The 26923-nt window shown below is 70.4% G+C and carries 28 protein-coding genes; 6 read left to right on the top strand and 22 right to left on the bottom strand.

Going from position 1 to position 26923, the window contains the following annotated elements:
• Positions 1–117: 117 nt before the first annotated feature.
• From R4I43_RS00230 to R4I43_RS00270, 9 genes are all read right to left on the bottom strand, one after another.
• Positions 118–1362, bottom strand: coding sequence for an amidohydrolase (locus R4I43_RS00230; RefSeq protein WP_324263414.1), 1245 nt, complete (start codon positions 1360–1362; stop codon positions 118–120).
• A 22-nt stretch (positions 1363–1384) separates the two neighbouring features.
• Complete coding sequence (locus R4I43_RS00235; RefSeq protein ID WP_324263415.1) at positions 1385–2032, bottom strand: type 1 periplasmic-binding domain-containing protein; 648 nt, start codon at positions 2030–2032, stop codon at positions 1385–1387.
• A gap of 23 nt (positions 2033–2055) precedes the next feature.
• Positions 2056–2856: a type 1 periplasmic-binding domain-containing protein gene (locus R4I43_RS00240; RefSeq protein WP_324263416.1), complete on the bottom strand. Its 801-nt coding sequence runs from the start codon at positions 2854–2856 to the stop codon at positions 2056–2058.
• A 104-nt stretch (positions 2857–2960) separates the two neighbouring features.
• The gene (locus R4I43_RS00245; protein ID WP_324263417.1) at positions 2961–3941 is read right to left on the bottom strand and encodes a hypothetical protein; all 981 of its coding nucleotides are present in this window, start codon (positions 3939–3941) and stop codon (positions 2961–2963) included.
• Positions 3869–4618 (bottom strand): hypothetical protein, encoded by a 750-nt coding sequence (locus tag R4I43_RS00250; protein WP_324263418.1) that lies wholly within the window; start codon positions 4616–4618, stop codon positions 3869–3871. Before R4I43_RS00250 ends, R4I43_RS00245 begins: the two co-directional genes overlap by 73 nt.
• Positions 4619–4726: 108 nt before the next feature.
• Positions 4727–4936: a hypothetical protein gene (locus tag R4I43_RS00255; RefSeq protein ID WP_324263419.1), complete on the bottom strand. Its 210-nt coding sequence runs from the start codon at positions 4934–4936 to the stop codon at positions 4727–4729.
• Between the two features lie 107 nt (positions 4937–5043).
• Positions 5044–7830: a penicillin acylase family protein gene (locus R4I43_RS00260; RefSeq protein WP_324263420.1), complete on the bottom strand. Its 2787-nt coding sequence runs from the start codon at positions 7828–7830 to the stop codon at positions 5044–5046.
• 103 nt (positions 7831–7933) lie between these two features.
• Entirely contained in the window at positions 7934–8797 is an 864-nt protein-coding gene (locus tag R4I43_RS00265; protein ID WP_324263421.1) for a fumarylacetoacetate hydrolase family protein, read from the bottom strand.
• A 70-nt stretch (positions 8798–8867) separates the two neighbouring features.
• Entirely contained in the window at positions 8868–9326 is a 459-nt protein-coding gene (locus R4I43_RS00270) for a MarR family winged helix-turn-helix transcriptional regulator (protein ID WP_324263422.1), read from the bottom strand.
• A gap of 72 nt (positions 9327–9398) precedes the next feature.
• Here R4I43_RS00270 and R4I43_RS00275 point away from each other — a divergent pair, with 72 nt between their 5' ends.
• Positions 9399–10166, top strand: coding sequence for a dioxygenase family protein (locus tag R4I43_RS00275; RefSeq protein ID WP_324263423.1), 768 nt, complete (start codon positions 9399–9401; stop codon positions 10164–10166).
• Between the two features lie 135 nt (positions 10167–10301).
• Here R4I43_RS00275 and R4I43_RS00280 read toward each other — a convergent pair whose 3' ends face one another.
• The 4 genes from R4I43_RS00280 to R4I43_RS00295 form a co-directional block, all read right to left on the bottom strand.
• Positions 10302–11081 carry an IclR family transcriptional regulator gene (locus tag R4I43_RS00280; protein ID WP_324263424.1) on the bottom strand — a complete coding sequence of 260 codons (780 nt, stop codon included), beginning with the start codon at positions 11079–11081 and terminating at the stop codon, positions 10302–10304.
• A gap of 312 nt (positions 11082–11393) precedes the next feature.
• A complete protein-coding gene (locus tag R4I43_RS00285) occupies positions 11394–12182 on the bottom strand; it encodes a S1 family peptidase (protein ID WP_324263425.1) in 789 nt (262 codons plus the stop codon).
• 548 nt (positions 12183–12730) lie between these two features.
• On the bottom strand, positions 12731–13390 hold the full coding sequence (locus R4I43_RS00290) for a response regulator transcription factor (RefSeq protein WP_324263426.1): 660 nt from the start codon (positions 13388–13390) through the stop codon (positions 12731–12733).
• Positions 13383–14630 carry a sensor histidine kinase gene (locus R4I43_RS00295; RefSeq protein ID WP_324263427.1) on the bottom strand — a complete coding sequence of 416 codons (1248 nt, stop codon included), beginning with the start codon at positions 14628–14630 and terminating at the stop codon, positions 13383–13385. Before R4I43_RS00295 ends, R4I43_RS00290 begins: the two co-directional genes overlap by 8 nt.
• 194 nt (positions 14631–14824) lie before the next feature.
• Between R4I43_RS00295 and R4I43_RS00300 the strand changes: the two genes are divergently transcribed.
• The 3 genes from R4I43_RS00300 to R4I43_RS00310 all read left to right on the top strand — a co-directional run bounded on the left by R4I43_RS00300 (position 14825) and on the right by R4I43_RS00310 (position 18404).
• The gene (locus R4I43_RS00300) at positions 14825–16330 is read left to right on the top strand and encodes a glycosyltransferase family 39 protein (protein ID WP_324263428.1); all 1506 of its coding nucleotides are present in this window, start codon (positions 14825–14827) and stop codon (positions 16328–16330) included.
• A 62-nt stretch (positions 16331–16392) separates the two neighbouring features.
• Positions 16393–16887, top strand: a complete 495-nt coding sequence (locus R4I43_RS00305) for a PH domain-containing protein (RefSeq protein ID WP_324263429.1) — start codon at positions 16393–16395, stop codon at positions 16885–16887.
• The gene (locus R4I43_RS00310) at positions 16884–18404 is read left to right on the top strand and encodes a PH domain-containing protein (protein ID WP_324263430.1); all 1521 of its coding nucleotides are present in this window, start codon (positions 16884–16886) and stop codon (positions 18402–18404) included. The genes R4I43_RS00305 and R4I43_RS00310 overlap by 4 nt, the downstream gene beginning before the upstream one ends.
• 18 nt (positions 18405–18422) lie before the next feature.
• On the opposite strand, the gene R4I43_RS00315 is transcribed toward R4I43_RS00310, so the two are convergent.
• The 3 genes from R4I43_RS00315 to R4I43_RS00325 all read right to left on the bottom strand — a co-directional run bounded on the left by R4I43_RS00315 (position 18423) and on the right by R4I43_RS00325 (position 21451).
• Positions 18423–18617 (bottom strand): DUF397 domain-containing protein, encoded by a 195-nt coding sequence (locus R4I43_RS00315; RefSeq protein ID WP_324263431.1) that lies wholly within the window; start codon positions 18615–18617, stop codon positions 18423–18425.
• Complete coding sequence (locus R4I43_RS00320) at positions 18618–19466, bottom strand: helix-turn-helix domain-containing protein (protein WP_324263432.1); 849 nt, start codon at positions 19464–19466, stop codon at positions 18618–18620.
• Between the two features lie 251 nt (positions 19467–19717).
• Positions 19718–21451 (bottom strand): pyruvate dehydrogenase, encoded by a 1734-nt coding sequence (locus R4I43_RS00325; protein WP_324263433.1) that lies wholly within the window; start codon positions 21449–21451, stop codon positions 19718–19720.
• Positions 21452–21666: 215 nt separating this feature from the next.
• Between R4I43_RS00325 and R4I43_RS00330 the strand changes: the two genes are divergently transcribed.
• Together R4I43_RS00330 and bcp are read left to right on the top strand one after the other, a co-directional pair.
• Complete coding sequence (locus R4I43_RS00330) at positions 21667–21798, top strand: hypothetical protein (RefSeq protein ID WP_324263434.1); 132 nt, start codon at positions 21667–21669, stop codon at positions 21796–21798.
• A gap of 31 nt (positions 21799–21829) precedes the next feature.
• A complete protein-coding gene (gene bcp, locus R4I43_RS00335) occupies positions 21830–22303 on the top strand; it encodes a thioredoxin-dependent thiol peroxidase (RefSeq protein ID WP_324263435.1) in 474 nt (157 codons plus the stop codon).
• Between the two features lie 60 nt (positions 22304–22363).
• Here the strand turns inward: bcp and R4I43_RS00340 are convergent, their stop codons facing one another.
• The 6 genes from R4I43_RS00340 to R4I43_RS00365 form a co-directional block, all read right to left on the bottom strand.
• Positions 22364–23122, bottom strand: coding sequence for a sulfite exporter TauE/SafE family protein (locus R4I43_RS00340; RefSeq protein ID WP_324263436.1), 759 nt, complete (start codon positions 23120–23122; stop codon positions 22364–22366).
• 57 nt (positions 23123–23179) lie between these two features.
• Complete coding sequence (gene rdgB, locus R4I43_RS00345) at positions 23180–23785, bottom strand: RdgB/HAM1 family non-canonical purine NTP pyrophosphatase (protein WP_324263437.1); 606 nt, start codon at positions 23783–23785, stop codon at positions 23180–23182.
• A complete protein-coding gene (rph, locus tag R4I43_RS00350) occupies positions 23782–24537 on the bottom strand; it encodes a ribonuclease PH (RefSeq protein ID WP_324263438.1) in 756 nt (251 codons plus the stop codon). The genes rdgB and rph overlap by 4 nt, the downstream gene beginning before the upstream one ends.
• 182 nt (positions 24538–24719) lie before the next feature.
• Positions 24720–25490: an MBL fold metallo-hydrolase gene (locus tag R4I43_RS00355; RefSeq protein WP_324263439.1), complete on the bottom strand. Its 771-nt coding sequence runs from the start codon at positions 25488–25490 to the stop codon at positions 24720–24722.
• Positions 25487–26302 (bottom strand): glutamate racemase, encoded by an 816-nt coding sequence (gene murI / locus R4I43_RS00360; protein ID WP_324263440.1) that lies wholly within the window; start codon positions 26300–26302, stop codon positions 25487–25489. The genes R4I43_RS00355 and murI overlap by 4 nt, the downstream gene beginning before the upstream one ends.
• A complete protein-coding gene (locus tag R4I43_RS00365) occupies positions 26299–26907 on the bottom strand; it encodes a rhomboid family intramembrane serine protease (protein ID WP_324263846.1) in 609 nt (202 codons plus the stop codon). The genes murI and R4I43_RS00365 overlap by 4 nt, the downstream gene beginning before the upstream one ends.
• Positions 26908–26923: the final 16 nt, after the last annotated feature.

Below are 26923 nucleotides of genomic sequence, written 5' to 3' on the forward strand. Positions count from 1 at the left end.
GGTCGAGCCTCAGCCGAGGGCCGTTCTACCGCGACCGGACACAATGAACGTTGATCGCGGGCAATCCTGGGAAGAACCGTCCCCTCAACAGGACGTCGACACCCGAGCCCGCCGGGATCAGCCCAGCCATTCGAGGGTCGCCGCGGTGAGGGCTTTGACCCCGGTGGTGAGGGTGGGTTCGCGCTCCGGTGCGAAGTGGGGCGAGTGGTTGGCGGGGATCCGCTGGGCGACCTCGTCCGCCGCCTGGGCGGACTGGAAGGCGGCGGGATCGGTGCCGCCGAAGAACCAGTAGCAGGTGGGCACCCCTGCCTCGGCGCCGAAGAGCCCGACGTCCTCGCTGGCCATCGCGGGCGGGAGGTCGACGACCGCGTCGTCCCCCAGCGCGGCGCGCAGGGCACCGGCGGTGCGCGTGGTCGCTCCCGGATCGTTGACCAGCATCGGGAAGCTGGTGAGCTGCTCGAACTCGGGCTCCCGCTCGGCACCCGAGGCCACGGCCTCGGCGCGGACGATGCGGTGGACGGCGGCGAGGACCCGCTCGCGGACGCGTTCGTCGAAGGAGCGGATGTTGACCAGCAGCTCCGCCTGGTCCGGGATGATGTTCTCCTTCGTGCCCGCCCGGATCGAGCCGACCGTGACCACCGCCGTGTCGTCGCCGGCGACCTCCCGGGAGACCACGGTCTGCAGCCGCAGCACCGTCGCCGAAGCCATCACCACCGGGTCCACGGCGTTCTGCGGCTGCGAACCGTGGCCGCCGCGGCCGAACATGGTGATCTTCAGGCCGTCGGCGGCCGACATGCTCGGCCCGCTCATCATGCCCACGAACCCGCTCTGGAACGGGAACACGTGCTGCCCCAGGCACACGTCCGGTCGCGGGAAGCGCTCCAGCAGCCCGTCGTCGAGCATCGCCCGAGCCCCGGCCCCGATCTCCTCAGCGGGCTGGAACACCGCCACCACCGTCCCCGACCAGCGAGAACGCGCGGTGACCAGCAGGTCCAGCGCCCCCAGCAGGCAGGTGACGTGCATGTCGTGCCCGCAGGCGTGCATCACCGGGACGTCCGAGCCGTCGGAGGCGGTGGCGCGCTGCGTGCTGGCGTAGTCCAGCCCGGTCTGCTCCTGCACCGGCAGCGCGTCGAAGTCCGCCCGCAGCAGCACCGTCGGCCCGTCCCCGTTGCGCAGCACCCCCACCACGCCGGTGCCGCCGACGCCGGTGGTGACCTCCAACCCGAGCTCGCCGAGCCGCCGCGCGACCTCCGCCGCTGTCCGATGCTCCTGGAACGACAGCTCCGGATGCGCGTGGAGGTCCTCGTACAGCGCGGTCAGGTCATCGCGGATGTCGTCCAGCCGCTTGAAAACGTCGTCCACTGCGCCCTCCGGTGTTCACTGCCTACCCGCATGATTGCGGCCCGAACGGCTGCCCGGAAGGCCAGACCAGGCTCTCCTGGACCGGCCGACCGTCTGGCTCCAGCCGCAAGATCGGCATCGCCTTGTCCACGGGGTTGCCCTGGACCGCGGGATCGGTCTTGTAGGCGATTTTGCCCGTAGCACCGGAGAACGCACCTCCGCAGTCGAACTTCTTGATCCAGTCCGCCACCAGCTGGTAGTTCTCCGCAGCGGTCTCGAACCCGCGTGCGGCAGCGGTGGCGACCAGCACCGCGTCGTGCATCGACATCGCGTAGCCGTCGACCAGGGCGTCCTCCCCCAGCTCCCACTGCTTGAACGCATCCTCGAACTTCTGGTACTCGGCCTGGTTGTCCGGCTGGGGCGGGACGGCGCGGTCCCACTGGTCCTTGGTGGCGACGCTGGTGTAGAAGACCCTGACCTGCTTCGGTGCGAACACGGGCAGTGGCCGGTTCAGGAGGCTGCTGGCGTCATCGCTGGTGATGATGTCCAGGTTGAGATCGTTGACGCAGATGCCGTTCGCCGCGATGGTCCGCAGGAACACCTCCAGGACGGCCCCTCGGCCGGCGAAGTAGACCTGGTCGGGTTGCTCGGCACAGATCCTGGAGAAGACGTCGGCGAACATCTCCTCCATGTACTTCTCGCGCGTGACCGTGTTCAGATCGGTCGGGAGTCGAAGGGCTGCTCGCCGGGGGCCCTGTTGAACTTCTCGCGGTAGGCGCCCCTGAACGCGTCAGCGAGCGTGCCCGAATAGATGTCGCTCTGATTCGTGTCGTGGACCAGCAGGAGCTTTCCCACCGGCCGCGTTTCCAGGAAGCCCACAGCGGCCTTGGCCGCGTCGATGTTGGTCGGCGTGATCCGGTAGAAGTGCTCGATGTAGGCCGGGTTGCCGTTGAAGCTCCGATTCATGTTGTCGGCGCTCGCCATCCCGCTGACCACCGCGAGCCCCGCCTCGGACAACATGCTCGCTGCCAACCGGGTGTGGTCCATGCTCTGCCCCAGCCCCACGACCGCGACGATGCGCTCGCGCTCCCGAGCGTCGATGATCGCTCGTGCGGCGGCCACCGCCTCGTCATTCGTGGCGCCGTAGTTGGCCAACTTCAGCTTCACCTGGGGCGATGTGGCCTTCGCGACCGGCTCGTTGTTGGCCCGCGAGGCGGCGGTGAGCGCGCCCGCCACACCGTGCTTCACGTTGTCCGCGCTGATGCTGTCGAATCGCGCGTTCGGGGTCATGTTGTCCAGCACCACTACCGTGACGAAGTCCGGCGCGGCCACCGTCGCGTTGTGATCGTTGATGTGTTTCCGCAGATCACGCGTGGCATCGCTGTCGCCGAAGGACGTGTTGTCGACGTCGATCCCGACGCAGTGGGGCGACGGTTCGATCGTCGTCATCCCGTTGCCGCACGGTTTCCAGGGCTGCCACACCGCGAGCCCGGCGGCGACCACCACGACGACCACTGCGGCGGCGATGAACTTGTGGCGGCGCAGCCAGGATCGGGGCTGCACCGGAGCGGACGAGGTGGAGCGGTGGAGCAGGGGCATGACCGGTCCAATCCGAAGGGTCAGAACAGCTGGTCAGCACGGCGCGCGGCTTCGTAGAGGGCCGCGACGTCCGGGCGGTGTGACAGCGGGGCGAGTTCGTGGAAGCTCTGCACGACGATGTTCTTGCGCTCCCGGTCGGGACCGGCCAGCGGATTCGCGATCAGCCAGTGCGCGGCGATCAACCGGGCGAGCACGTTGCGCGCCTGGTCCCGCGCGACGGGACCGTCCCGCCGGTCCTGCTCGACGAGTTCGGCGTAGAGCTCGGCGTTGTCGCGGTGCAGCGGTTTGTCGTCCGGGGCGCTGGTGACCAGGGTCAACAGGTCGACCCACTTCTGGTGCGGCATCTCGTCGAAGCGCTCGCGCAGGGTGTCGACGACCTCGCCGAACCGGCCCAGCGCGAGCAGGCAGTAGGAGGTGCGCGCGAGGGAGCGCTGCGTGTGCGGGTCTTCGAGCAGCGCCTTGAACTGCGTCTCGTAGGAGCCGCCGTGCTGCTGGCCGCGCGCGTTGAGGGCGAACAGCAGCGTGCGGGCGATCCAGGGGTGCAGCAGCGACTGGTCCTCGGTTCCGCCGTCGCGGTCCGGGGCGATCACCCACAGCGCGCTGCGCGGCTCGGTGAGGATGCGACCTGCCTGCGGCAGCGAGACGAGGCTGGTCGACTCGGCCGGGACCAGCCACGGCGCGGTCGCGAACGGGGCGGCGTCGACGAATTCCGCGAGGTCGACGTCCTGCAGCTGCTCGGAGACGCGCAGGTCGGTCAGGCGCCGCTGCCACGCTTCGGGAGTCGACTCGGCCGGTTCGAGGATGTCGCGCCTGCCCTCCCGCAACTGGGCGGTGGGCAGCATCTCGGCGACCGCCTCGACGGCCTTCGGCAGCCCGTCGGTGGCGCGCTGCGCCAGCTTCGCCTCGCTGAAGTACGGGCTGCGGCCGATCAGGCTCGCGGTCTCCTCGATCTCCAGTCGTTCCAGCAGGACCGGGTGCACGGCCGCCTGCGGTCTGTCCACTTCGGAGTTGCTGCGCCAGTGGCCAGGACCTCGTCGGACCTGGTGGCAGCGGACTTCCACGGTGCGTGCCAGTGCGTTTCCCACTCGGGGTTCCACCGGCCGCTGGTGCCGATGAACAGCAGCGGGTCGTGCTCGTTGTGCTGGCGCAGATGTCGTTCGCGCGCGGCGATGATGTCGTGGAGGAACTCGTACCCGCCTGCGTTGTCGAGGTTGTCCAGCAGCACCACCCAGTTGTGCGAGTGGGTCTTGCCCGCCTCGTTCTCGCAGGCGCACGGGCTGCCCAGTTCGGGGCGGGCCATGATCGGGTGGCTCTCCCGCACGTCGGCCAGGAAGGCCGAGGTCAGCCAGGCCGTCATGGCCTCCGGCTCGTTGCGGGCGCGGCGGCTGAGCTGGATCAGCGCGTCCAGCGGCTCGGCGCCCTCCGCCTCCGGGATGTCGGCGTGCCAGCGCTTGGCGCTGCCCAGCGATCTCCGGCCGATCGTGCGGATCAGCCGCGGCAGCACCAGTTTCGCGGCGGCGACCAGCATCGGGTCCAACACCGGTTCGGCCGCGTCGGCGGTGGAATCCACCTGGCCCGCGATGTTGTTGGCGCGGGGGCTTTCGGCGAACTCGCGCAGCGCGGCGCTCATCGCGGCCCGGGACTTGACCCGGTCGTAGGGGTCGAGGCTGGTCTGCACGGCGACCAGACCGAGCGCGAACCGGGTGAACTTCGCGGTGCGCCGGGCGGGCCAGCGCCGGGAGAGGTCGTCGGAGATCGTGGCCAGCGCTTCGACCGTGGTGGCCGGCTACTCGCGGGCGAAGTCGAACGGCTGGGCGTGCACCACGCCGTTCCCGCAGTCCTGCGAGATGGACTGCAACGCGCGGGTTTTGCCCGAGCCCGTCGGGCCGAGCAGCACCATGATGGGATGTGCGCTGGAAGGTTCGTCGACCGCTCGGTTCCACAGGAGCCGTCGGGCGAGCATGGCGCTGTCGGTTAACCGCACGGGTTCCGTCATCCGCATCCCCTCAGCCTCGGGCACCGCTGCCCGAATTGGCCGTCGATTCTACGGCGCCGGGAGATCACGCGGGGCCGTTTCGCCGAGAACGCCCTGCGGCAAACGGCTCAGCGGTGCGCCGGGAACTCGATGACCTGCTGGTAGGTGGGGCGGTTCTGCCAGGAGATCTTGTCCTGGCCGATCCCGCCGACCTCGTTCTGCACGATCGAGTCCGCGCACCACTGGTCGCCCGGGTCGCAGTCGGCGTCGCCCGGGTAGGTCTCCTCCGGCGGGACCGCCGCGGCCTGCGCGAGGGTGTCGAGCAGCACCTGGCGGCACGCGGCCGGGTCACCGCCGCCGCAGAGCGGCGCGCCGAAGCCGCCGGGGACGTCCTCACCGAGCACGGCTCGGATGTCCTTGGACACCTGGCCGAACCAGCCGAACTGGAACGACGAGCCCTGGTGCCCCTGGCCGACGTGCAGACCGGGCTCGCCGTTCTGCCAGCCCGACGGGGACTCGTTGACCTGCATCATCGCCGTCATCGCCCGGTAGGCGGGTGCACCGACGGCCGGTTCGAACTCGCCGCGGACCAGAAGCGGCCACCACGCGTCGAACAGCTCGATCGCCTCGGCGTGGGCGTAGCGCTCGCTGCCCGGCGAGGTCTCGGTGCGCTTGCCGCCGTCGGCCAGCCACGCGCGCAACTTCTCGACCAGCGGTTTCGTGCGCTCGTCGGGTTCACCGACGACCCGCAGCAGGTCGGGCAGCACGCGTTCGGCGCGCAGGTCGGTGATGCCGGCGTCGGCCATCACCCGCACGAGCTCGGCGCGGCTGAACCGGTCACCCGAGGCGATCTGCTCGCGGACCCGGCGGTCGAGCAGGTCGCCGCGCTGCACCGCGTTCTTCTCCGCCCGGTCGCCGGCGGTTCCCGGGGCCTGCTTGTTGTTCCAGCTGATGTAGTAGTCCTGGTTGGTGGAATTCGGGTGCTCGGCGAAGGTCTGGTAGGTCGCGGTGTTTGTTTCCGGGTCCCAGCCCGGCCACTCGTGGGCCGGGTCGGAGGTGATCGGCATGCTCGGGTCGACGTGGGGTTGCCGCACCACGTTCGCACCGGAGTTGAAGTAGGCGGTGTCGCGGGAGTCGGCGTAGAACCAGTTGAACGTGTAGTTGATGTCGTGCGCGGCGCGCTGGAAGTCCGCCGCAGACTTCACCGCCGACGGGTCGTTGAACTTCTGGAAGCCGATGATCGAGTCCACCTCGTGCAGGAAGGTCGAGCGCGCGGTGGTGTAGGCGACCGGCTTGCCGTTCACCGTGGCCCGGTGGGTCACCGGCCCGTAGCGGGTTCGGAACGACACCAGCCTGTAGGAGCCCTCGGGGGTGTCGTCGCCGAGGTTGGGCTTCCAGGCGTTCTTGCGCTCGACGGTCTGCATCGGCAGGCATTGGCCGTGGAAGCGGTAGGAGTTCGACTCCAGGGTGACCGGGCCGCCTCCCGGCGAGCACAGCTCGACGGCGTAGGTGTCGATCATGTCCTGCGAGGCGGTGGTCGCGCTCCACGAGTAGTCCTGGCCGCGGCCGAGCAGCGTGTAGAAGCTCAGGCCCGCGAACGAGGCGCCCTTCGAGGAGATCCCCGGCCCCTGCAGCTCCTGCAGGGTCAGTAGCTGCGGTGAGAAGTAGCCGGTCTGCGGCCCGAACACGGCCACCGGGTGGCCGCTCTCGGTGTGCGCGCCGGAAACGACCAGCGCGTTCGACATGCCCCGGCGCTCGGCCATGTCGGCGGGCAGCACGCCGTCGTCGAACATGCCGCGCAGCGGGTCCTGCGGGTCCACGACCGGGCGCGAGGGCTCCTCCTCGGGTTGGGTCGCCGAACCGGTCGGGTCGAACACGAGCTGCTGGTCCTCGACCGAACCCGGGTCCGGCAGGGCGACGCCCTCCGGGTTCGCCGGGGCGCCGCCGTACGGGAACGTTCGTCCATCGTGGACGGTGCTGATGGCTTCCGGGTCGTTCTCGGCGCGGAAGGAGTGCCAGATCTGCTCACCGCGCTCCGGCCCGAACCGCTCGTGCAGCGACATCCGGGCGACGGCGTTCTGCACCTCTCCCCCGCCGCCACCGCCGAACTGGGCACCGACCAGCGAGGCGAGCACCACCAGGTCGGTGAGCTCGAACGGCTCGATGCGGCCCTCGTTGGTGACCGGGTCGACGTGGCCGGTCGCGACGTACTCGCCCGGGAAGTAGCGGCCCTGGTGGGCCTGCTGGATGTAGGCGTTGATGCCGTCGACGTAGGACTTGGCGTCCTGCAAGGCGATCCGGCCGCGCTCGCCCTGGGCGGCGACGCGGTCGATCTGGTCCTGCAGCTCGTCGTCGGTGTAGGGCGCGGCGGAGAAGAAGCTCTGCTCGAGCTCGCGGTTGGCGGGGGCGCCGCCGGCGAACGGGGTCACCTCGCCGCGACCGGCGTGGCGCAGCGCGTCCATCAGGAACAGCTTGTCCTCGGCGGTGGTGTAGCCCGCGCCGAAGGTGGTTCCCGAGCGGGTGTCGCCGTAGACGTGCGGAACCCCGGCGGTCTTGTCGCGGATGACGGTGACGTCGGCGCGCGGCCGGTAGGTCCGCTCGACGTCCTCGGGCTTCACGCCGAAGGAGTGGTCGTTGAAGAAGTCCTGGATGGTGCCGGTGGTCAGCTCCCGGTACCCGCCGGCCAGCGCGTCGTACCGGCCGAGCTGGTCGTCGGAGTGCTTCGGGCGGGTGCCCAGCAGCATGTGCGAGACCAGCTCGGCGAAGGTGGCGTTGCCGTTCTGACCTGGCGGGAGGATGTCGTGGCACTGCTGCCCGCAGTAGTCCTCCGGCGGCTGGGCACTCGCGCCCGGCGCGACCAACAGGGTTCCAGCGATGGTCGCCACCAGGGTGACGACGAGTGAACGTCGCGCCATGCCAGCCCTTTCCGATGCGGATCTGCTCCGGCACCGGCACGCTAGCCACCCCGACGTGGAATAGAAAGATATTCACGTTGGGGTTGATCCGAACGGCCCAACCTCAAGCGGACTTCACGCCGCTCCGCTGCCGCCCGAGGCCGTCGATCTCCATCTCCACCACGTCCCCCGGCGCCAGGAACGGGAAGCGACCGGACATCGCCACCCCCTCCGGGGTGCCGGTGATGACCAGGTCGCCGGGCTCCAGCGTCAGGTACTGCGAGAGGTGGCGGACGATCTCGCCCACGCTGAAGATCATGTCCGCGGTGCTGGAGTCCTGCCGGGGCTCGCCGTTGACCCAGCTGCGCAGCCGCAGCCCCTGCGGGTCGGCGATCTCGTCGGCGGGCACGAACCACGGGCCGACCGGGTTGAACGTCGGCGCGCACTTGCCCTTCGACCACTGGCCGCCGGACTGCTCCTTCTGGAACGCGCGCTCGGAGACGTCGTCGGCCAGCACGTACCCGGCCACGTGCGACAGGGCCTGCTCGGCGGTGTCGAGGCAGCTCGCGCGCTGCCCGATCACCACGCCGAGCTCGACCTCCCAGTCGACCTGCTCGGCACCGCGCGGGATCAGCACGTCGTCGTGCGGGCCGACCACCGTGTTGGGGTGCTTGAAGAACAGGATCGGCACTTCCGGCGGCTTCGAACCGGATTCAGCCGCGTGGGCGGCGTAGTTCTGCCCGATGCACAGCACCGCCATCGGCCGCGCGATCGGCGCGCCAACCCGCATCCCGGTGCCGTCGGCCGGGTCGTCGACCGCGGGCAGCTCACCGGCCGCGAGCGCCGCGCGGGTGCGCGCGACGCCGTCACCGGAGAGGAACTCGGCGTCGATGTCGCCGGTCAGCGGACTCAGGTCGAACAGCCGCTCCTGATCGTCGAGCACGTGCGGACGCTCCTCGGAGAACGACCCCAGCCTCAGAAACCTCATCACCGACTCCGCTTCGCCCATTTGAAGACCGTTCAAGCCAGCGAAATCCGATCAGCGCGGACAGGCGGCGTCAAGACCCGCGCAGCTTCCGGGAGACCACGCCCAGCGCGTCGGTGAGCGCGCGCAGCTGGTCGCGGTCGAGCACGTCGATGAGGTGCTCGCGGACCAGCTCGACGTGACCCGGCGCGGTCTCCTCGAGCTTGCGGCGGCCGGCGTCGGTCAGGCAGGCGATCACGCCCCGGTCGTCGGTGTCGCAGGTCCGGCGGCTCACCAGGCCGACCTTCTCCAACTGCGTGACCTGGTAGGTCAGGCCGCTCTTGGAGGTCACCACGAGCTGGGCGAGTTCGGACATGCGGACTTCGCCGCCGGGCGCTGCCGAGAGCCGGACGAGGATCTCGTACTGCGGGTGCGATAGGCCCGCCTGCTCGCGGAGCTGTTGCTCGACGCGGCGGTTCACCAGGTTCCCCGCCTCCACGAAGGCGTTCCAGGCGGCCATCTCTTCGGCGTCGAGCCAGCGCGGTTCGGTCACACCACCATCCTATCTTGTTTGAATTTGAACTACGAGCTACAGTTGGTTCAAATTCGAACGAGGAGGTTTCCGATGGCCTCGCGCATGCCCGCCCTCTACCTCAGCCACGGCGCCCCGCCGCTGGCCGACGACGAGCTCTGGCCCGGCGAACTCGCCGCCTGGTCCGCCGACCTGCCCCGTCCCACGGCGATCCTGATCATCTCCGCGCACTGGGAGGAAGCGCCGCTGGCCATCGGGGCGACCAGCACGGTTCCGCTGGTCTACGACTTCTGGGGCTTCCCCGACCGGTACTACGACGTGCGCTACCCGGCCCCGGGCGCCCCTGCCCTGGCCCAGCGGGTGCGCGCGCTGCTCGGCGGCGCCGAGACGCCGGTGGTCGACGTGCCGGACCGCGGCCTCGACCACGGCGCCTACGTGCCGCTCAAGGAGATGTACCCCGACGCCGACATCCCGGTGCTGCAGATCTCGATGCCCACGCTGGAGCCCACCGCGCTGATGCGCGTCGGCCGGTCGTTGCAGCCGTTGCGCGACGAGGGCGTGCTGATCGTGGGCAGCGGCTTCTTCACCCACAACCTCGCGGCGCTGCGCTCCGCCAGCACGCCGAGCTGGTCGGTGGAGTTCGACGACTGGGGCGGCCGGGCGCTGTCCTCCGGCGACGTCGACGCCCTGCTCGACTTCGAGCACAAGGCCCCGGCCGGTCGCCTCGCCCACCCCCGCACCGAGCACTTCGCGCCCCTGTTCGTCACCCTCGGCGCCGCCGGCGACGACCTCGACGACCAGCGGGTTCCGATCGAGGGCTTCTGGTGGGGCCTCGCCAAGCGCTCCGTCCAGTTCGGCTGACCCGAACCCCACCCAGTCACCAGCCCGAGCTGCCCCGTCACCCTTCCGTGCTGGGTGGATTCGAATTTCGCGCGAAGTTGGAGCCCGAACTTTCGCCCTCGAACTTCGCGCGAAATTCGAATCGGCCCCGGCTCGTCAGTGGCGGAGCTGGTGGTGGATGGCCTCGGCGGCTTCGGCGAGCGGGACCTTGGTCTCCTCGGTCCAGTTGGGGCCGCAGCGGGGAGTCGGAGCCGAGACCGACATGCCCGCGACCACCTCGCCCGCGTGGTCGCGGATCGGGACCGCGAGGCATCGGCAGCCGATGATGTACTCCTCGTCGTCGGTCGCGTAGCCGTCCCGGCGGACCTGGTCGAGCTGGGTCAGCAGTTCCGGCAGCTCGGTGATCGTGTTGCCGGTGAAGCGTTCGAGCTTGACGTCCTCGTAGCGGGCGGCGACCTCGTCGTCGGTCAGACCGGCCAGCAGCGCCTTGCCGAGCGCGACGGAGTGGGCGGGCAACCGCATGCCCACGGCCGAGACGAGCTTCATCGGTTGCGGGGATTCGGCGATGGCGATGTAGACGTTCTCGATGCCGTCGAGCCGGGACAGCTGCACGGTCTCGCCGGTCTGCTGCGCGAGCCGCTCCATCAGCGGCAGCGCCAGCCCCACGATGTCGCGGTGCCCGGTGTAGCCCTGCCCGACCGTCCAGGCCTTGAGCCCGAGACCGTAGGTGCGGGTGGTCGGGTCGAACTCGGCGAAGCCGCGGTGCACGAGGGTGCCGAGCAGGCCGTGCACGCTGGACAGCGGGAGGTGCAGCGTCTCGGCGATGTCGCTGAGCCGATGCCGTCCCCTGGAGAGCAGCTCCAGGATGATCAGTGCCCGGTCCGCCGACTTCACCAGGTTGTGCCCGTGCGAGCTGGCCGCTTCCTCAGCCGTCACCCCTCGAATCCTCCTGCTCCTCGTCGTCCCTCCCCACCCCGGGCGGAACCTACCGAACAGTACAGCGAAGGCGCGGCGACCGCGCGGCTCCACCGGGACGGGCGAGATCGGGAGCAGCCGGACATGACGGAAGGGCGGGGGGGCGCGCGGCCCCCCCCCGCCCCCCCCACCGGGGCGGCCCCCGGCCGGGCCGCGTGCGGGCGCCGCCGTCCTGGCCGGACGCCCGGGCCCGCCCGCGCCCCCGCCCTTCCCCCCTCAGCGGAGCGGACCCGGCCGGGGCCAGCGGGATGACACCCCCGGCCGGGTCGCTCGTCAGGAGTTGATCTGCTCGGTGATCACGTCGTTGTAGGCGCCGACGCGGGCGTACACGCCCGGGAAGCCGGGCTGCGCGCAACCCTGGCCCCAGGACACGACGCCGATCAGGCGGCCACCGGCGACCATCGGGCCGCCCGAGTCACCCTGACAGCTGTCGACGCCGCCTTCCGGCAGACCGGCGCAGACCATCGACTGGTTGCTGTACTCGGGGTACGCCTTGGAGCAGGTGTCGTCGGAGTTCACCGGCACGTTTGCCATCTGCAGGTGGTCGGCCTGCTGACCGCCCTCCGAGGTGTTGCCCCAGCCCAGGATGGTGGCCTGGGTGTCGGGGGCGTAGCCCGGGTCGTCGGCGGTGGCGAGCTCGATGGGCTTCTCCTGCACCGGGGCGCCGAGGGTCAGCACGGAGACGTCGAAGCCCTTGGTGGCGTCGGTGTACTCCGGGTGGATCCAGACGTTGGTGACGTCGGAAACCGTGCCCTCGGTGGAGCTCATGGTGGTGCGACCGCTGACGATCTTGATGTCGGCGGCCTGCTGACCCGTGGTGCAGTGCGCGGCGGTGAGGACCTTGGTCGGGGACACCAGCGAGCCACCGCAGAACTGCTGGCCGTCCGGAGTGGTCAGCGCGACGGTGAACGGGTGGTCCGCGATCTCGGCGTCCTGGCCGCCGACGATGTACGGGTTGACGTCGGCCGGAGCCGCCTGCGCGACGGAAGCCGAGGTCAGCGCGGCAACGGCGATCGCGGCAACACCGGCGAACCGGGCGAGGCGACGTGGGGCATCGACCATCGTGAATCTCCTTGTCCGAAGGTCTTGCCGCGAGAACCCCAGCCGAAGGCCTGCCTTCCCCCAACCGGCTCCCCGCAGCAAACTTGATCGAACACTAACCAACTCGAGAACAGCCGCGAAAGAGAAGGATTTTGCCGCTTTTCCCCGATAAGCCGCAGGTCACAGGGGGCAGAGATGATGAAAAAATCAACAACGAGGCGACAATTGCTCACCGCGAGAACCAACGTCGGACAAACTGCGAAGCCGTTTTCCCGCTGGCAAAGTGACCACCGCCGGGGACCGCAAAAGAAAGGTGCCCTCGGCGCACCCCGATTGCGCCGAGGGCACCCTCGTTTCGGCCGGACCCCTCCGACCGGTGCACCATCGATCCCCGAACCGACGGCGCTGACGCGTTCCCGGCCCCGACAACCGTCTGGAACGCGTCATCTATGGTGTACCGATCTTGAGTGGAATATTCCAGAGCCAATCGGCGGACCTCACTCGATTGATCGTTAAACCTGTCGGACCAATCCACTCGTATGGCCTATCGACAACGCCGGTGACGCGCTTCACCGGGGCACGAGCCCGGCGTCGTAGGCGAGCAGACCGGCCTGCAACCGGTTTTCGCAGTCGAGCTTGACCAACATCCGGGAAACGTAGGACTTCACGGTCGCTTCCGACAGGTGCAAGCCGGAAGCGATCTGCGCGTTGGACATGCCGCGCCCGAGGCAGGTGAGCACCTCGATCTCCCGCTCGGTGAGCTCTCGGGTCAGCCGGACGGCGCGCTCGCGGGCGGTCTGCTCACCGCCGGTGGCCGCCAGCAACCGGCGCTTGGCGTCCTCGGAGAGCACGGTGTGCCCGTCGGCGGCGACCCGCACCAGGCCGATCAGGTCTTGCGGCGGGGTGGACTTGACGAGGAACCCGACGGCACCCGCCCGCAGCGCGCGCAGCACGTACTTGTCGGCGTCGAAGGTGGTCAGCGCGACCACCGCGGGGGCATCGGGCATGCGGCAGATCCGCTCGGTCGCGGTGAGCCCGTCCACGCCGGGCATCCGCAGGTCCATGAGCACGACGCGCGGCCGGTGCCGGACGACGGCTTCGACGGCGGCGGCACCGTCCTGGGCGTCGTCGACGACCTCGATGTCCGGTGCCGAACCGAGGATGGTGCGCAGGTGGGCGCAGACCATCGGCTCGTCGTCGACGACGAGCACGCGGATCGTCTCAGGCATCGGCGCTCTCCTCGGTGGGCACGTACCCGGGCAGTATGGCCTCGACTTCGAACCCGCCGCCGTCGACGGCACCGGACCGAAAGGTGCCACCGACGAGTTCGACGCGCTGCTGGAGCCCGAGCAGCCCGACTCCCCCACCGCTGCCAGCGAGTTCCGGCGCCGCTCCCGAGGGAACGCCGTTGCGGACGCTGACGCGCACCCGGTCGTCGCTGCAGAGCACGCGGAGGTGCACGTCGGCGCCGGGCGCGTGCTTGTGCGCGTTGGTCAGGCCCTCCTGCACCACGCGGTAGGCGGTCCTGCCGACCGCCGGGGTGACCGGGCCCGGATCTCCGTCCATTGTGAACTCCACGCGCATGCCCACCGCCTCGGACTGGGCGATGAGCTCGTGCAGGTCGGGCATGTCGGTGGGCGGGCCCGCGCCGGGTTCGCGCCGCTCCTCCTCGCTGCGGCGGAGCACGCCGACGAGGTCGCGCAGCTCGGCGAGGGCTTCGCCGCCGCTGGCGCGCAGTTCCTCGGCGGCCCGGTGCACGGCCGGGTCGTCGCTGACCACGCCCAGCGCCCCCGCCTGCAGCACCATCAGGTTGACGCGGTGGGTGACGACGTCGTGCATCTCCGCGGCCAGCCGGGCGCGCTCGTCGGCGCGGGCCTGCTCGGCCAGCAGTTCGCGCTCCCGCTCGGCGCGCTCGGCGCGTTCCCGCAGCGCGGCGACCAGCCGGGTGCGCGCACCGGCGTAGAGACCGAGCACGACCGGGAAGATCGTCCAGGAGGCTCCGGTCACCAGCGCGTCGCTGCTCGGTTCGGTCCACACCCGGAGGCTGACGAAGGTCACGACGGCGATCAGCGCCCAGGTGAGGTAGCGCTGCCCGCGGCCGTAGACGAGCACGGCGTAGAGCACCCACGGGGTGACGCCCGGCGACCACGGGTCGGTGGACAGGTTGATCCGGATCAGCGGTCCCGGGCCGAATTCGATCAGCAGGGCCTGGGCGACCGACAGCAGGGTGATCGCCCACAGCAGCACCATCGGGTACCGGCGGCGCGCGAGCAGCCCCACCCCCAGCGCGGTGTTGACGACATCGCTGAACCACAGGCCGCCGATCCAGTCGTAGGTCCCGGGCGGCGCGTCGGTCGGGTAGAAGTTCGACATCACGCGCGCGAACACGTGCAGCCCGATCACCAGGCAGATGTCGAAGACGGCCTCTCGCGGGTTGTTCCAGAGCAGCCGCCAGAGCGGTCGTGTCACCCGGCCCACGTTAGGGCTCGTCCCACCCGGTCGCGTAGCGAACCACCACACCACGACGTCCAGGTCTGGACGAAAGTTGCACCGGGCCGCGCGGGGCGCAACTTTCGTCCAGCTCGTTCACGACCTCTCGCCGTGGTGATCGCCCCTGGGTCCCGGGTTGACTGGTCGCGTACGGAGATTCCTGGGGGACAATCATGATCATCGACCAGCCGACGGCGCGCACCACGACGTCCGCCCGGCCGCAGCACGACCTCGCGACGTGGCCGGTGCTGGCCATCGCCGGCGCCCTGACCGCGGTGCACGCGATCGCGGGAGCGTTCGGGGACTACTGGGTCGACGAGGTCTACATGCTCGCGGCGGGCCGGTTCCACCTGGACTGGGGTTACGTGGACCAACCACCGCTGGCTCCGCTGATCGCAGCGGCGATGGACCTCATCGCACCGGACTCGATGTTCGCGCTCCGCCTCCCGGCCGCGCTGGCCACCGGCGGCGCGGTGGTGCTGATCGCCCTGCTGGCCCGCGAGCTGGGGGCGGACCGGCGGGCGCAGACCATCGCGGCCTTCGCCGGGGCGACCGGGTTGTGGACCAACCTGATCGGGCACTGGGTGGCGCCCTACACCTTCGAGCCGCTGCTGTGGACGGCCCTGCTGCTGCCGCTGGTGCGGTGGCTGCGGCAGCACGCACAGGGCGCGGCCGACGACCGGTTGCTGCTGGTGTTCGGCGTGCTGCTGGGCATCAACCTGCAGCTGAAGTTCCAGGTCGTGCTCCTCTGCGCGGCACTGCTGGTCAGCGCCCTGGCGGTGGGGCCGCGGGCCGTGCTGACCAGGCCGAAGCTGTGGGGCGGCGCCGGGATCGCGCTGCTGATCGCCTCGCCGACGCTGATCTGGCAAGCGGTGCACGGGTGGCCGCAGCTGGCGATGTCGTCGATCGTGGCCGAGGAATCGCCGATAATGTCCGGTGGCCGCAGCGGAACGGCCGTGCAGCTGGTGCTCTACGCGGGAGTGCTCGGCACCGCGCTCGTGCTCGCCGGACTGTGGCTGCTGCTGAGCAAGTCGTGGCTGCGCCCGTACCGGATGTTCGCCGTCGCCATGATCCTGTTGTGGGTCTTCTTCGTCGCCACCGCCGGGCGCCCGTACTACCTGATCGGGATGTACGGCCTGCCCATCGCGGCGGCGACGGTGGGCCTGCAGCGGCGCAGGCTGGCCAAGCCGTCCCGCTGGGGGTGGGCGGCTTGGCCCGTCTACGCGGTCACGGCCGTCGCGGCCGGGCTGCTGGTGTACTCGGGCGCGGCGATCAACCAGGGGTTCTCGACGGCGATCACCAAGATCGACGCCGAACGGATCAGCGACCGCATCGCGCAGCAGGTCTCGACGGCGTACCTGTCGCTGCCCGCCGAACAGCGCAGCCGCACGGCGGTGATCGGTGACAGCTACATCTCGGCGGCGATGCTCGAGGTGGGCAGCAGGCACCACCCGCTTCCGGAGGTGTTCAGCCCGCACCGCGGCTACGGCTACTTCGACGAGCCCACCGACGAGATCGACACGATCATCTACTACGGACGCGACGGCGACGTCGAGGAGCTGCGCCCGTACTTCACCGACATCCGTCAGGCGATCCCGGGAGAGGACCTCAAGGGCTGGATCGCCACCGGGAAGACCCAGCCGTGGTCCGCGATCTGGCCTGAGCTGAAATCGCTGTGAAACCCGCGCGGGACCGGGTGGTTCGACACAATCGGGGAATCGCTCGACGAGAGGGGCATGAGGTGTCCGAGGAGCTGCGGCTTCGCCCGCCGCGCCACCGCGTGGAGAAGCGGGCGATCGGGTGGTGGACCGCCCAAGCTCTCGCGCTGGTGCTCCCACCGGTGATCGTGCTGGTGGTGCTGGGAGTCCTGATCGCACCGGCCCGCTTCTGGCTGCTGCTGCCGGCGGTGCTGATCGCCGTGGTGGGCGCGGTCTACACCGCGGTCATGCCGCAGTGGCGCTACCGGGTGCACCGCTGGGAGATCACCGACGACGCGGTCTACACGGCAGCGGGCTGGCTGCGGCAGGAGTGGCGGATCGCGCCGATGTCGCGGATCCAGACCGTCGACACCGTGCGCGGACCGCTGCAGCAGCTGTTCGACCTCTCCAGCGTCACCGTCACCACCGCATCCGCCGCCGGGCCGCTGAGCATCGACGGCATGGACCGGCAGCAGGCGGTGGAGATCGTCGAGCAGCTCACCGCCACCACCCAAGCGACCCCGGGGGACGCGACATGAACGTCGTCGACGGGCAGTGGCACCGGCTGGACGTGCGGTCGATCCCGGCGGCCGGGGTGGTCGTGGCCGCACCAGCGCTGGCGACCGTGCTGGTCATGACCATCGCCGGGACCGGGACCACGGCCGTGCTCATCACGCTGCTGGTGGGTCTGGGCGTCGCGCTGCTCATCGCCGGCGCCGCGACCTACGAGTGGGTCTTCTACCGGTACCGGGTCACCGACGAGCGCTTCGAGCAGCGCCTCGGCGGGCTGTTCCGCAACCACCGGTCGATCCCGCGCGAGCGCATCCGCACCGTGGACCTGACGGCCGCGCCGCACGAGCGGCTCTTCGGCCTCTCCACGGTGAAGATCAGCACCGGGGCGCAGGCGACCGAGGCCACCATCAAGCTCCAGTCGATCAGCCGTGACGATGCCGAGGCGCTGCGCCACGCGGTGACCCTCGGCGGTGAGTCCACAGTGGAGGACGCGCCGGACGAGGGCGTGCTGTCCCGGCTCCAACCGCGGTGGCTCGGCTACTCGGCGCTGACGGTGTCGCTGATGCTGGTGGCGTGGGGCGCGATCGGCTCGGCCTTCGGCTCCCTCGACGAGCCGCTGCGCGAGTGGGGCGTGTTCGAAGCCCTCAGCGACGCCGTCGCGACACTGGGGATCGTCGCGTTCGCGCTGGTCGTGGCCGGGATCGCGCTGGTCGTCGGGGTGGTGGGCGCGTTCCTGCTGTCACTGGAGATGTGGTGGGGCTACCAGCTCACCCGCGAACCCGGCACCCTCCGCGTCAAGCGCGGCCTGCTCACCACCCGCTCGCTGTCGCTGGAGGAGCGCAGGTTGCGCGGCATCGAGCTGTCCGAACCGCTGCCGCTGCGGCTGGCCGGCGGCGCTCGGTTGGGCGCGGTCGCGACCGGCCTGCAGGCGCAGCAGCAGGACAAGAAGCAGCCCGAGAGCAAGACCCTGCTGCCACCCGCCCCGCGCGCGGAGGCCAGGAGGGTCGCCGCCGCCGTGCTGCGCGACCAGCCCTTCGACGTCGCCCTCACCGCGCACCCGCGCTCCGCGCTGCGCCGCCGGATCGGCTGGGCGCTGTGGAGCGCGCTGGCGGTGGCGGTCCTGGTGGCGGTACCGGCGGTGCCGGGCTGGATCCCGATGGGCTTCGCCGCGGCGCTGGTGGTGCTGGCGCTGCTGGGCGGGCTCGGCTTCGCCGTCGACGCCTACCGCGGCCTCGGCCACGCGCTGGACGAGCGGTACCTGTTGGCGCGCAACGGAAGCGCGATGCGCCGCACCGTCGCGCTGCAACGCGAGAACATCATCGGCTGGCGGATCTCCCGCACGGTGTTCCAGCGCCGCGCGGACCTGATGAGCGTCGGCGCGACCACGGCGGCCGGATCGAGCGTCTACCGGATCTACGACGTCCGCACCGCCGATGGCCTGGCGCTGGCCGACGAAGCCGTCCCCGGCCTGCTCGCGCCGTTCCTGGAACGCGTTGCGGTGGAGGAGATCTCCAGTACCGGCGGGGAGCGCCCCCCGATGTAGCGCGCTCCCCTGCTGGATTCAGTCCTGGTCGAACCGGCCCTGTTTGACGCCGCCGACGAAGTCCTCCCACAGCTGCGAGGCGATCTCGATGCGCCCCACCCCCCGGTTCTTGGTGTCCCGCACACCGACCTGATCGGACCCGAAACCGACCTCGACGCACTGGCCCTGCCCCTGCGAGCGGGAACTGGTGCGCCAGCCGGATATTTCCGCCATCTACAGCTCTCCTATGCGTTGTTGGATGAAATCGACCGAACCCTCCGGGTCTACCGCATGCGCTCTCAGATGGTCCATCATCGTGGCGTAGTTCGTCAGCTCGATCTCGCGCTCCAGGTACAGGCCACCCACATGGGTTTCCAGGTAGACCACGTCCGGGTCAATGTGGTTGGAGTAGCGCAGGATCACGAACGGACCCGCCTGCGCCGGGTGCGCTCCGGCGTCCAGCGGCATCACCTGCAGCGTCACGTTCGGCAGCTCTCCGAGCTTGAGCATGTGCTCCAGCTGGCGGCGCAGCACGCCGTCACCGCCCACTCGGCGGCGCAGCGCCGCTTCGCCGACCACCGCCCACAGCTCCAGCGGGTTGTCCCCGGTGACCCGCTCCTGGCGCTGGATCCGCAGGTCCACGCGCCGCCCGATCTCGGCGTCGTGCGCCCGGATGAGCGTGGATTTGGTGATGGCGTAGGCGTATTCACGCGTCTGCAGCAATCCGGGGATCGCCTCGGACTCGTAGGTGTGGATGCTGGAGGCCTCGGCCTCGAGACCCACGTAGGTCTCGTACCACTCGGGCAGCACGTCGCTGTAGGAGTGCCACCAGCCGCGCTTGCGGGCATCCCGCGCGAGGTTGATCAGCTGCTCCCTCTCGGCGCTGTCCACCCCGTAGAAGTCCAGCAACGCCGACACGTCACCGACCGAGGGTGATCTCTTCGCCGTCTCGAAACGGCCGATCTTCGCCTGCGTGCAACCGAGGTGGCTGGCCGCCTGCTGCTGGGTGACCTCCGAGATGGCGCGCAATCTGCGCAATTCGGCGGCCAGTCTGCGGCGGCGCACCGTGGGACTGACTGTCATGGCTCCCATCCTGCCCGGCCCGCCACTGCGAGTCACATCCTGATCACCCTTACGACATCTTCACGGGAGACCTCTTCGGAGGGATGCTGTTCGCGGCGGTCCGCGCAGGAGGCCTGGGCCGCCGCGTCACGGGGGTGGCATGTATCTGCTGATGTTGGTGTCCGTGCTGGTGTGGGCCGTGTTCTTCGGCATGGGGCTGCTGCTGTGGTGGCGAGCAGGCCACCTCGCGCCCCGCCGCGGCCGCGACTGACTCAGGGGCGCGGGACGTTCCGCAGGTTGCTCCGGGCGAGCTGCAGCATCTTGCCGACACCGCCGGACAGGACGGTGCGGCTGACCGCGAGGGCGAAGCCCTTGACCTGCTCGCCGGTGATGTGCGGCGGCAGCGACAGCGCGTTCGGGTCGGTCACCACGTCCACCAGCGCCGGGCCCGGGCGGGACAGGGCGTCGGAGAGCGCGTCGCGGACCTCGCCCGGCTTCTCCACCCGCACCGAGTTGATGCCGGCCGCGCGGGCGATCGCGGCGAAGTCGACGCCGTCGTGGTCGGTGCCGAAGTCCGGCAGGCCGTCGACCAGCATCTCCAGCTTCACCATGCCCAGCGAGGAGTTGTTGAACACCACCGTTTTCACCGGCAACCGGTGGGCGCGCAGGCTCAGCAGGTCGCCGAGCAGCATCGCCAGACCGCCGTCGCCGGACATCGAGATCACCTGGCGGTCGGGGTCGGCCAGCTGCGCGCCGATGGCCTGCGGCAGCGCGTTGGCCATCGAACCGTGCACGAACGACCCGAGCACCCGGCGGCGCCCGTTGGGCGTGATGTAGCGGGCGGCCCACACGTTGCACATCCCGGTGTCCACGGTGAACACCGCGTCGTCGGAAGCGAGGTCGTCGAGCACGTCGGCGACGTACTCGGGGTGGATCGGCACCTGCGACTCGACGTTGCGGGTGTAGGCGTCGACCACCTTCTCCAGCTGGCCGGCGTGCTCGCGCAGCATCCGGTCCAGGTAGGAGCGGTCGGTCTTGGTGCTGACCTTCGGCAGCACGGCGCGGATCGTCTCGGCGACGTCGCCGTGCACCGCCAGGTCCAGCACCGTGCGGCGGCCCAGGTGCGTCGGCTCGATGTCGACCTGCACCGTGTTGGCCTGCGGCAGGAAGTTGTCGTACGGGAAGTCGGTGCCCAGCAGCACCACCAGGTCCGCCTTGTGCATCGCCTCGTAGCAGGCGCCGTAACCCAGCAACCCGCTCATGCCGACGTCGAAGGGGTTGTCGTACTGGATCCACTCCTTGCCGCGCAGCGCGTGCCCGACCGGGGACTTGATCTTCTCCGCGAGCTCCATCACATCGGCGTGCGCGCCGCGAGAACCCGCGCCGCAGAACAACATCGGGCGTTCCGCGCGGTTGATCTTCTCAGCGAGCGCGGCGACCTGGTCCGCCGAGGGCAGCAGCGTCGGCGGTTCCCAGTCGACCACGCCGTGCCCGGTCGGCCTCGCCGCCGACTCCTCGGCGACGTCACCGGGCATCACCAGCACCGACACCCCGCGCCGCCCGACGGCCGTCTGGATCGCGCTGCGCAGCAGCCGCGGCATCTGCTCGGGCTGGGATAGCAGCTCGCAGAAGTGGCTGCACTCGTTGAACAGCTCCTCCGGGTGCGTCTCCTGGAAGAAGCCGGTGCCGATCTGCGCCGACGGGATGTGCGAGGCCAGCGCCAGCACCGGAGCACCGCTTCGGTGCGCGTCGTAGAGTCCGTTGATCAGGTGCAGGTTGCCGGGCCCGCAGCTGCCCGCGCACACCGCGAGCCTGCCGGTGACCTGCGCTTCCGCTCCCGCGGCGAAGGCGGCGGCCTCCTCGTGGCGGGTGTGCACCCACTCGATCCCCTCGGTCCGGCGCACGGCGTCGACCACCGGGTTGAGGCTGTCGCCGACGATCCCGTAGATCCGCTTCACCCCGGCCTGCACCAGTACTTCGATGAACTGCTCGGCGACGGTCGGCATGCTCGTTCCTCCGTGAACCGTGATCGATGAGGCCACCTCCTCGTCTACGCGCGGCACCCGGCACCCGCAACCTGGTAGCCCGTTCGAGGGACACCGGTAACGAACCGAACGATTCCGGCGATCTCCACCACGTCCACCGCGGCAGCGGTTCTTCTCCTTCTGCGAAAGGAATTTCGACGGTGTCCGTCCGCGTCTACATCAGGTGCGCAATCGCCGTGACCACTTCGGCGTTGGCCGGGTTGATCGTCGGCGGATTCATCGTCACGCATCAGCAGCCGACCCCACCGGCCATCGAGCAGGTGTCGCAGCTCACACCCGCAGCGGGCGGCGCGGCGCTGCCCGAGTGAGCCGTCCGACCCATCGGCTAGCGTCGCGGGCATGAGCGAACAGAACCGACTTTCGGACGGCGACGCGGCGCCCGAGTTCTCGCTGCCGGACGCCGACGGCAACACCGTCTCGCTGAGCGACTTCCGAGGCCGCTCGGTCGTCGTCTACTTCTACCCCGCCGCGAGCACCCCGGGCTGCACCAAGGAGGCCTGCGACTTCCGCGACAGCCTCGCCGAGCTCAACGACGCCGGTTTCGACGTGCTGGGCATCTCCCCGGACAAGCCGGCCAAGCTCGCGAAGTTCCGCGACGCCGAGGGCCTGACGTTCCCGCTGCTCTCCGACGAGGACCGCTCGGTGATGACCGCCTGGGGCGCCTTCGGCGAGAAGAAGAACTACGGCAAGGTCGTCCACGGCGTCATCCGCTCGACGTTCGTGGTCGACCCCGACGGCAAGATCGCCAAGGCCCTCTACAACATCAAGGCCACCGGCCACGTGGAACGCCTCCGCAAGGACATCGGCGTTTAGGAGACGGGGGACGTGCGTTTCGCGCGACGCGGTTTCGCGCGAAACGCGCCCTGCCCCCGCTCAGTCCAGGGCCATGTAGATGGCCACGCCTGCGGCGATGACCACGACCAGGTAGCGCAGCAGGGTCGACGGGAGGCGCTGGGCGAGCTTGCCGCCCGCAAAACCGCCGATGACCGTGGTGGGCACCAGCATCGCGACCGCGATCCAGTCCACCGGGGCGATCAGGGCGTAGACGACGAGCGTGGCGGCGCTGCCGATCATGCCCAGCCAGCTCTTCAGCGCGTTGAGCCTGCGCATGCTGTCGGTCGCCGCGAGCACCAGGATCGCGATCAGGATCACGCTGCGGGCCCCGCCGAAGTACCCGCCGTAGATCGAGGCGACGAAGATCCCGACCGTCAGCAGCACCGCGCGGTCCGGCGCGCCCTCGGCCGGCGAACCGAGCCACTTGCGGATGGTGTTCTGGAAGGCCATCAGCACCGCCGACAACCCGACCAGGGCGGGGACCACGGCGTCGAAGACCTCGCCGGGCAGCACCATCAGCAGCCCGCAGCCCACCGCCGAACCGGCGCAGGCCGCGATCGAGGTCGTCCACAACCTGCGCGGGTTGCCGGTCAGGTCGTTGCGCTGGCTGACCGCCGCGCCCACGAAACCGGGCCCCTGCGCCACCGAGTTGGTCACGTTGGCGACCAGCGGTGACATCCCGGTCGCCAGCAGCGCCGGGAACACCAGCAGGGAACCGCCACCGGCCACCGCGTTCACCGCGCCGGAGAGGAATCCGACGACGACGAGCAGGGCCAGTTCCAACCAATCGGTGAACACGAACCGAAGTTAGCCGCCGATCGCCGCCGAACCCCCACCGGGGCGAGCGGAGTCACATCAACCGGCGAGCTCCCGCAACGACGGCAGCAGCAGGCGCAGCGCCCGACCGCGGTGCGAGTCGGCGTCCTTCTCCTCCGGCGAGAGCTCCGCGCTGGTGCGCGTCTCCCCCTCCGGCACGAAGATCGGGTCGTAGCCGAAACCGTTGGCGCCCCGGGGCTCGCGGATGATCGTGCCGCGCCACTCGCCGCGCACCACCGTCTCGGCGCCGCCGGGCAGCACGAGCGCGGCGGCGGACACGAAGGCCCCGCCTCGCCGCTCGTCGGGCACGTCTCCCAGCTGCCCCAGCACCAGCTCCAGGTTCGCCTGGTCGTCGCCGTGCTTGCCGGACCAGCGGGCCGAGAGCACGCCCGGCATGCCGTTGAGCGCGTCGATCTCCAGGCCGGAGTCGTCGGCGACGGCGGGCAGACCGGTCTCCCGGGCCGCGTCGGCGGCCTTGGCGACGGCGTTGTCCTCGAAGGTCGCCCCGGTCTCGGGGGCCTCCGGGAACTCCGGCACGTCGGCCAGGCCCACGACCTCCAGGCCGGTGACGCCCTCGGCTTCGAGGATGCGGCGCAGCTCCACCAGCTTCTTCTGGTTGCGGGTGGCCAGCAGCAACCGGCTCATGCGGCGTCTCCCGGCAGCTCACCCGGGTAGGGCTCGGCGAGCGCGGCTTCCTGCAGGCGCGCGAGCTCACCGCAACCGGCCAGCGCGAAGTCGAGCATCTTGTCCATCGTGGACCGCGTGTAGGTGGCGCCCTCGCCGGTGCCCTGCACCTCGACGAGGGTGCCGTGGTCGGTGGCGACCACGTTCATGTCGACCTCGGCGCGGGAGTCCTCCTCGTAGGGCAGGTCCAGCCGCACCCGGCCGTCGACGACGCCGACGCTGACCGCCTGGATCGCGCACGACAGCGGCTTCGGGTCGGACAGCCGACCGGCAGCTCCCAGCCACGTCACCGCGTCGGCCAGCGCCACGTAGGCGCCGGTGATCGCGGCGGTGCGGGTGCCGCCGTCGGCCTGGATGACGTCGCAGTCCAGGGTGATGGTGTTCTCGCCCAGCGCGGCCATGTCGATGCAGGCGCGCAGGGACCGGCCGATCAGCCGGGAGATCTCGTGGGTGCGGCCGCCGATGCGCCCCTTCACCGACTCGCGGGAACCGCGCGTGTTGGTCGCCGAGGGGAGCATCGCGTACTCGGCGGTCACCCAGCCCAGCCCGGAGCCGGTCCGCCAGCGCGGAACGCCGTCCTGCACGCTGGCCGCGCACAACACCCGGGTACGGCCGAACTCGACCAGCACCGAACCCGCAGGCCAGTCCTGGTACCCGCGCGTGATCTTCACATCGCGCAGCTGATCGTCACTACGCCCATCCGCTCTAGCCACGACCCAACCCTAAGCCCAGGCCCACCAACCCCGACGAAGCCCCCGGCTTCACCCGCCCGAGTGGCCCAGTTCGAATTTCGCGCGAAGTTCGAGCCCGAACTTCAGCCCTCGAACTTCGCGCGAAATTCGAACCCTCCCCCGCGCCCGGGCATGTCTCCGCAGGTCGGAGGGCGGTTACGGGGTCAGATCTCGTAGGTGGCTCCGGCGCGCACGAGTTGGGTGGGGCCGTCGAAGGTGGCCTTGGCTTCGGCCTCGATGGCGGCGTGGTCGGTCCACGGGACGAGGTGGGTGACCAGGAGACGTTCGGCCGCCGCCGTCTTGGCGACCTCGGCGGCCTGCCGGCCGGAGAGGTGGACGTTCATCGGGGCGTCCTCGTGGTGCTCCCAGGAGGCCTCGGCGAGCAGGGCGTGAGCACCCGCCGCGAGCTCGGTGAGCTGACCGCACGGCCCGGTGTCGCCGGTGTAGGCGAGCACCCTCCCCTCGGCCTCGACGCGGAAACCCCAGGTCGGGCACAGGTGCGCGACCTCGACGGCCTGGATGGTGAACGGCCCGACGCGCACCGGCTCGCCGTCGACCGGGTGGAAGTCGAACACGTCGGACAGGTCGGTCTCGGCCAGCTCGGCGGCGTTCGGCGCGTACAGCGCGGCGAGCCGCTCGGCAGCGTTGCCCGGCCCGAACACCGGCAACCGCCGGGTGCGCGGGTCGTACGGCGGGTGGGGCCGGTAGCGCCGGTAGACGGTGAGCGCGCCGAAGTCGGCGCAGTGGTCCGGGTGCAGGTGGCTGAAGAACAGCGCGTCGAGGTCGAACGGGTCGATGAAGCGCTGCATCGCACCGAGCGTGCCGTTGCCCAGATCGAGCGCGATGCGGGTGCCGCCGGACTCCAGCAGGTATCCGGAGGCGGGCGAGTCAGGCCCGGGAATGCTCCCGGAGCAGCCGAGGACCGTCAGCTTCATGCGACAGAGCCTGACACGGGGAGCGGCAGAACGGCATCGGCCGACGGGGCCGGACCGAGAAAGCGGCGCGCCAGCCGGGAGAACCGCTCGGGGTCGCCGGTGACGCGGAACTCGTGCTCGGGCACGTGACCGGGCTCGGCGAGCCGGTCGTGCTCGGTGAGCAGCCGGACGACGTCCTTGGCGGTCTCCTCCGCGCTGGACACCAGCGTCACGTGCTCGCCCATCGCGAGCTGCAGCACGCCGGTCAGCAGCGGGTAGTGGGTGCAGCCGAGGACGAGCGTGTCGACGTCGGCCTGCTGCAGCGGGTCGAGGTAGTTCTGCGCCAGCCCCAGCACCTGGCGGCCGCTGGTGATGCCGCGCTCGACGAAATCGGCGAACCGCGGGCAGGACGCGGTGGTCAGCTCGATGTCCGGAGCGGCGGTGAAGGCGTCGTCGTAGGCGCGGGAGCGGATGGTGGCGTCGGTGCCGATGACGCCCACGCGCCGGTTGCGGGTGGTGGCCACGGCCCGGCGGACCGCGGGCAGCACGACCTCCACGACCGGGATGGAGTAGCGCTCGCGGGCATCGCGCAAGCAGGCCGACGAAGCCGTGTTGCAGGCGATGACCAGCATCTTCACGTCCTCGTCGACCATCGAGTCGGTGATCGCCAGGGTGCGGGAGCGGATCTCGGCCAGCGGCATCGGCCCGTAGGGGGCGTTGGCGGTGTCACCGACGTAGTGAACGGTCTCGCCGGGCAGCTGGTCCATGATCGCGCGGCTCACGGTCAGCCCGCCGACGCCGGAGTCGAAGATCCCGATCGGAGCGTTGGTCACCCGGCAAGTGTGCCAGGCTCGGCGCGCGAAACCCCGCGCCGAGTGCTGCGCGCCACCAGCCAGGTGGCCAGCACCCCGCCGAGCGCGCCGAAGAGGTGGCCCTCCCAGGAGATGCCGGGCTGGCCGGGCAGCACGCCCCAGAGCATCCCGCCCCAGTAGAAGAACAGCACCACGGCCACCAGGATCTGGGCGACGCTGCGCTGGGCGAACCCGCGCAGCAGCAGGAACACCATCCAGCCGAAGATGACGCCGGAAGCGCCGACGTGGAAGCCGGGGGCGCCGATCAGCCAGGTCCCGGCTCCGGCGACGACCCACACCACGGCCGTGACGCCGACGAACTGCCGGATCCCGCCGGCGAGCAGCAGCCAGCCGAGCACGAACAGCGGCAGCGAGTTGCTGATCAGGTGCTGCCAGCCGAAGTGCAGCAGCGGCGCCCAGATGATGCCGTCGAGCCCCTCGACGGTGCGCGGCTGGATGCCGTTGGCGTCGAGGTCCATCGCGGGGTTGGGTGCCGGGGTCGCCACGTCGTAGAACTCGATGGCGAACAGCGCCACGACGAAGATGAACATGCCGACCGCCGCCTTCAGCGGGTTGGCGGGCAGCACTCGCGGGCGCGGGCGT

Origin of the sequence: Saccharopolyspora mangrovi, assembly GCF_035320975.1 — a bacterium.
Taxonomy (GTDB): Bacteria; Actinomycetota; Actinomycetes; order Mycobacteriales; family Pseudonocardiaceae; genus Saccharopolyspora; species Saccharopolyspora mangrovi.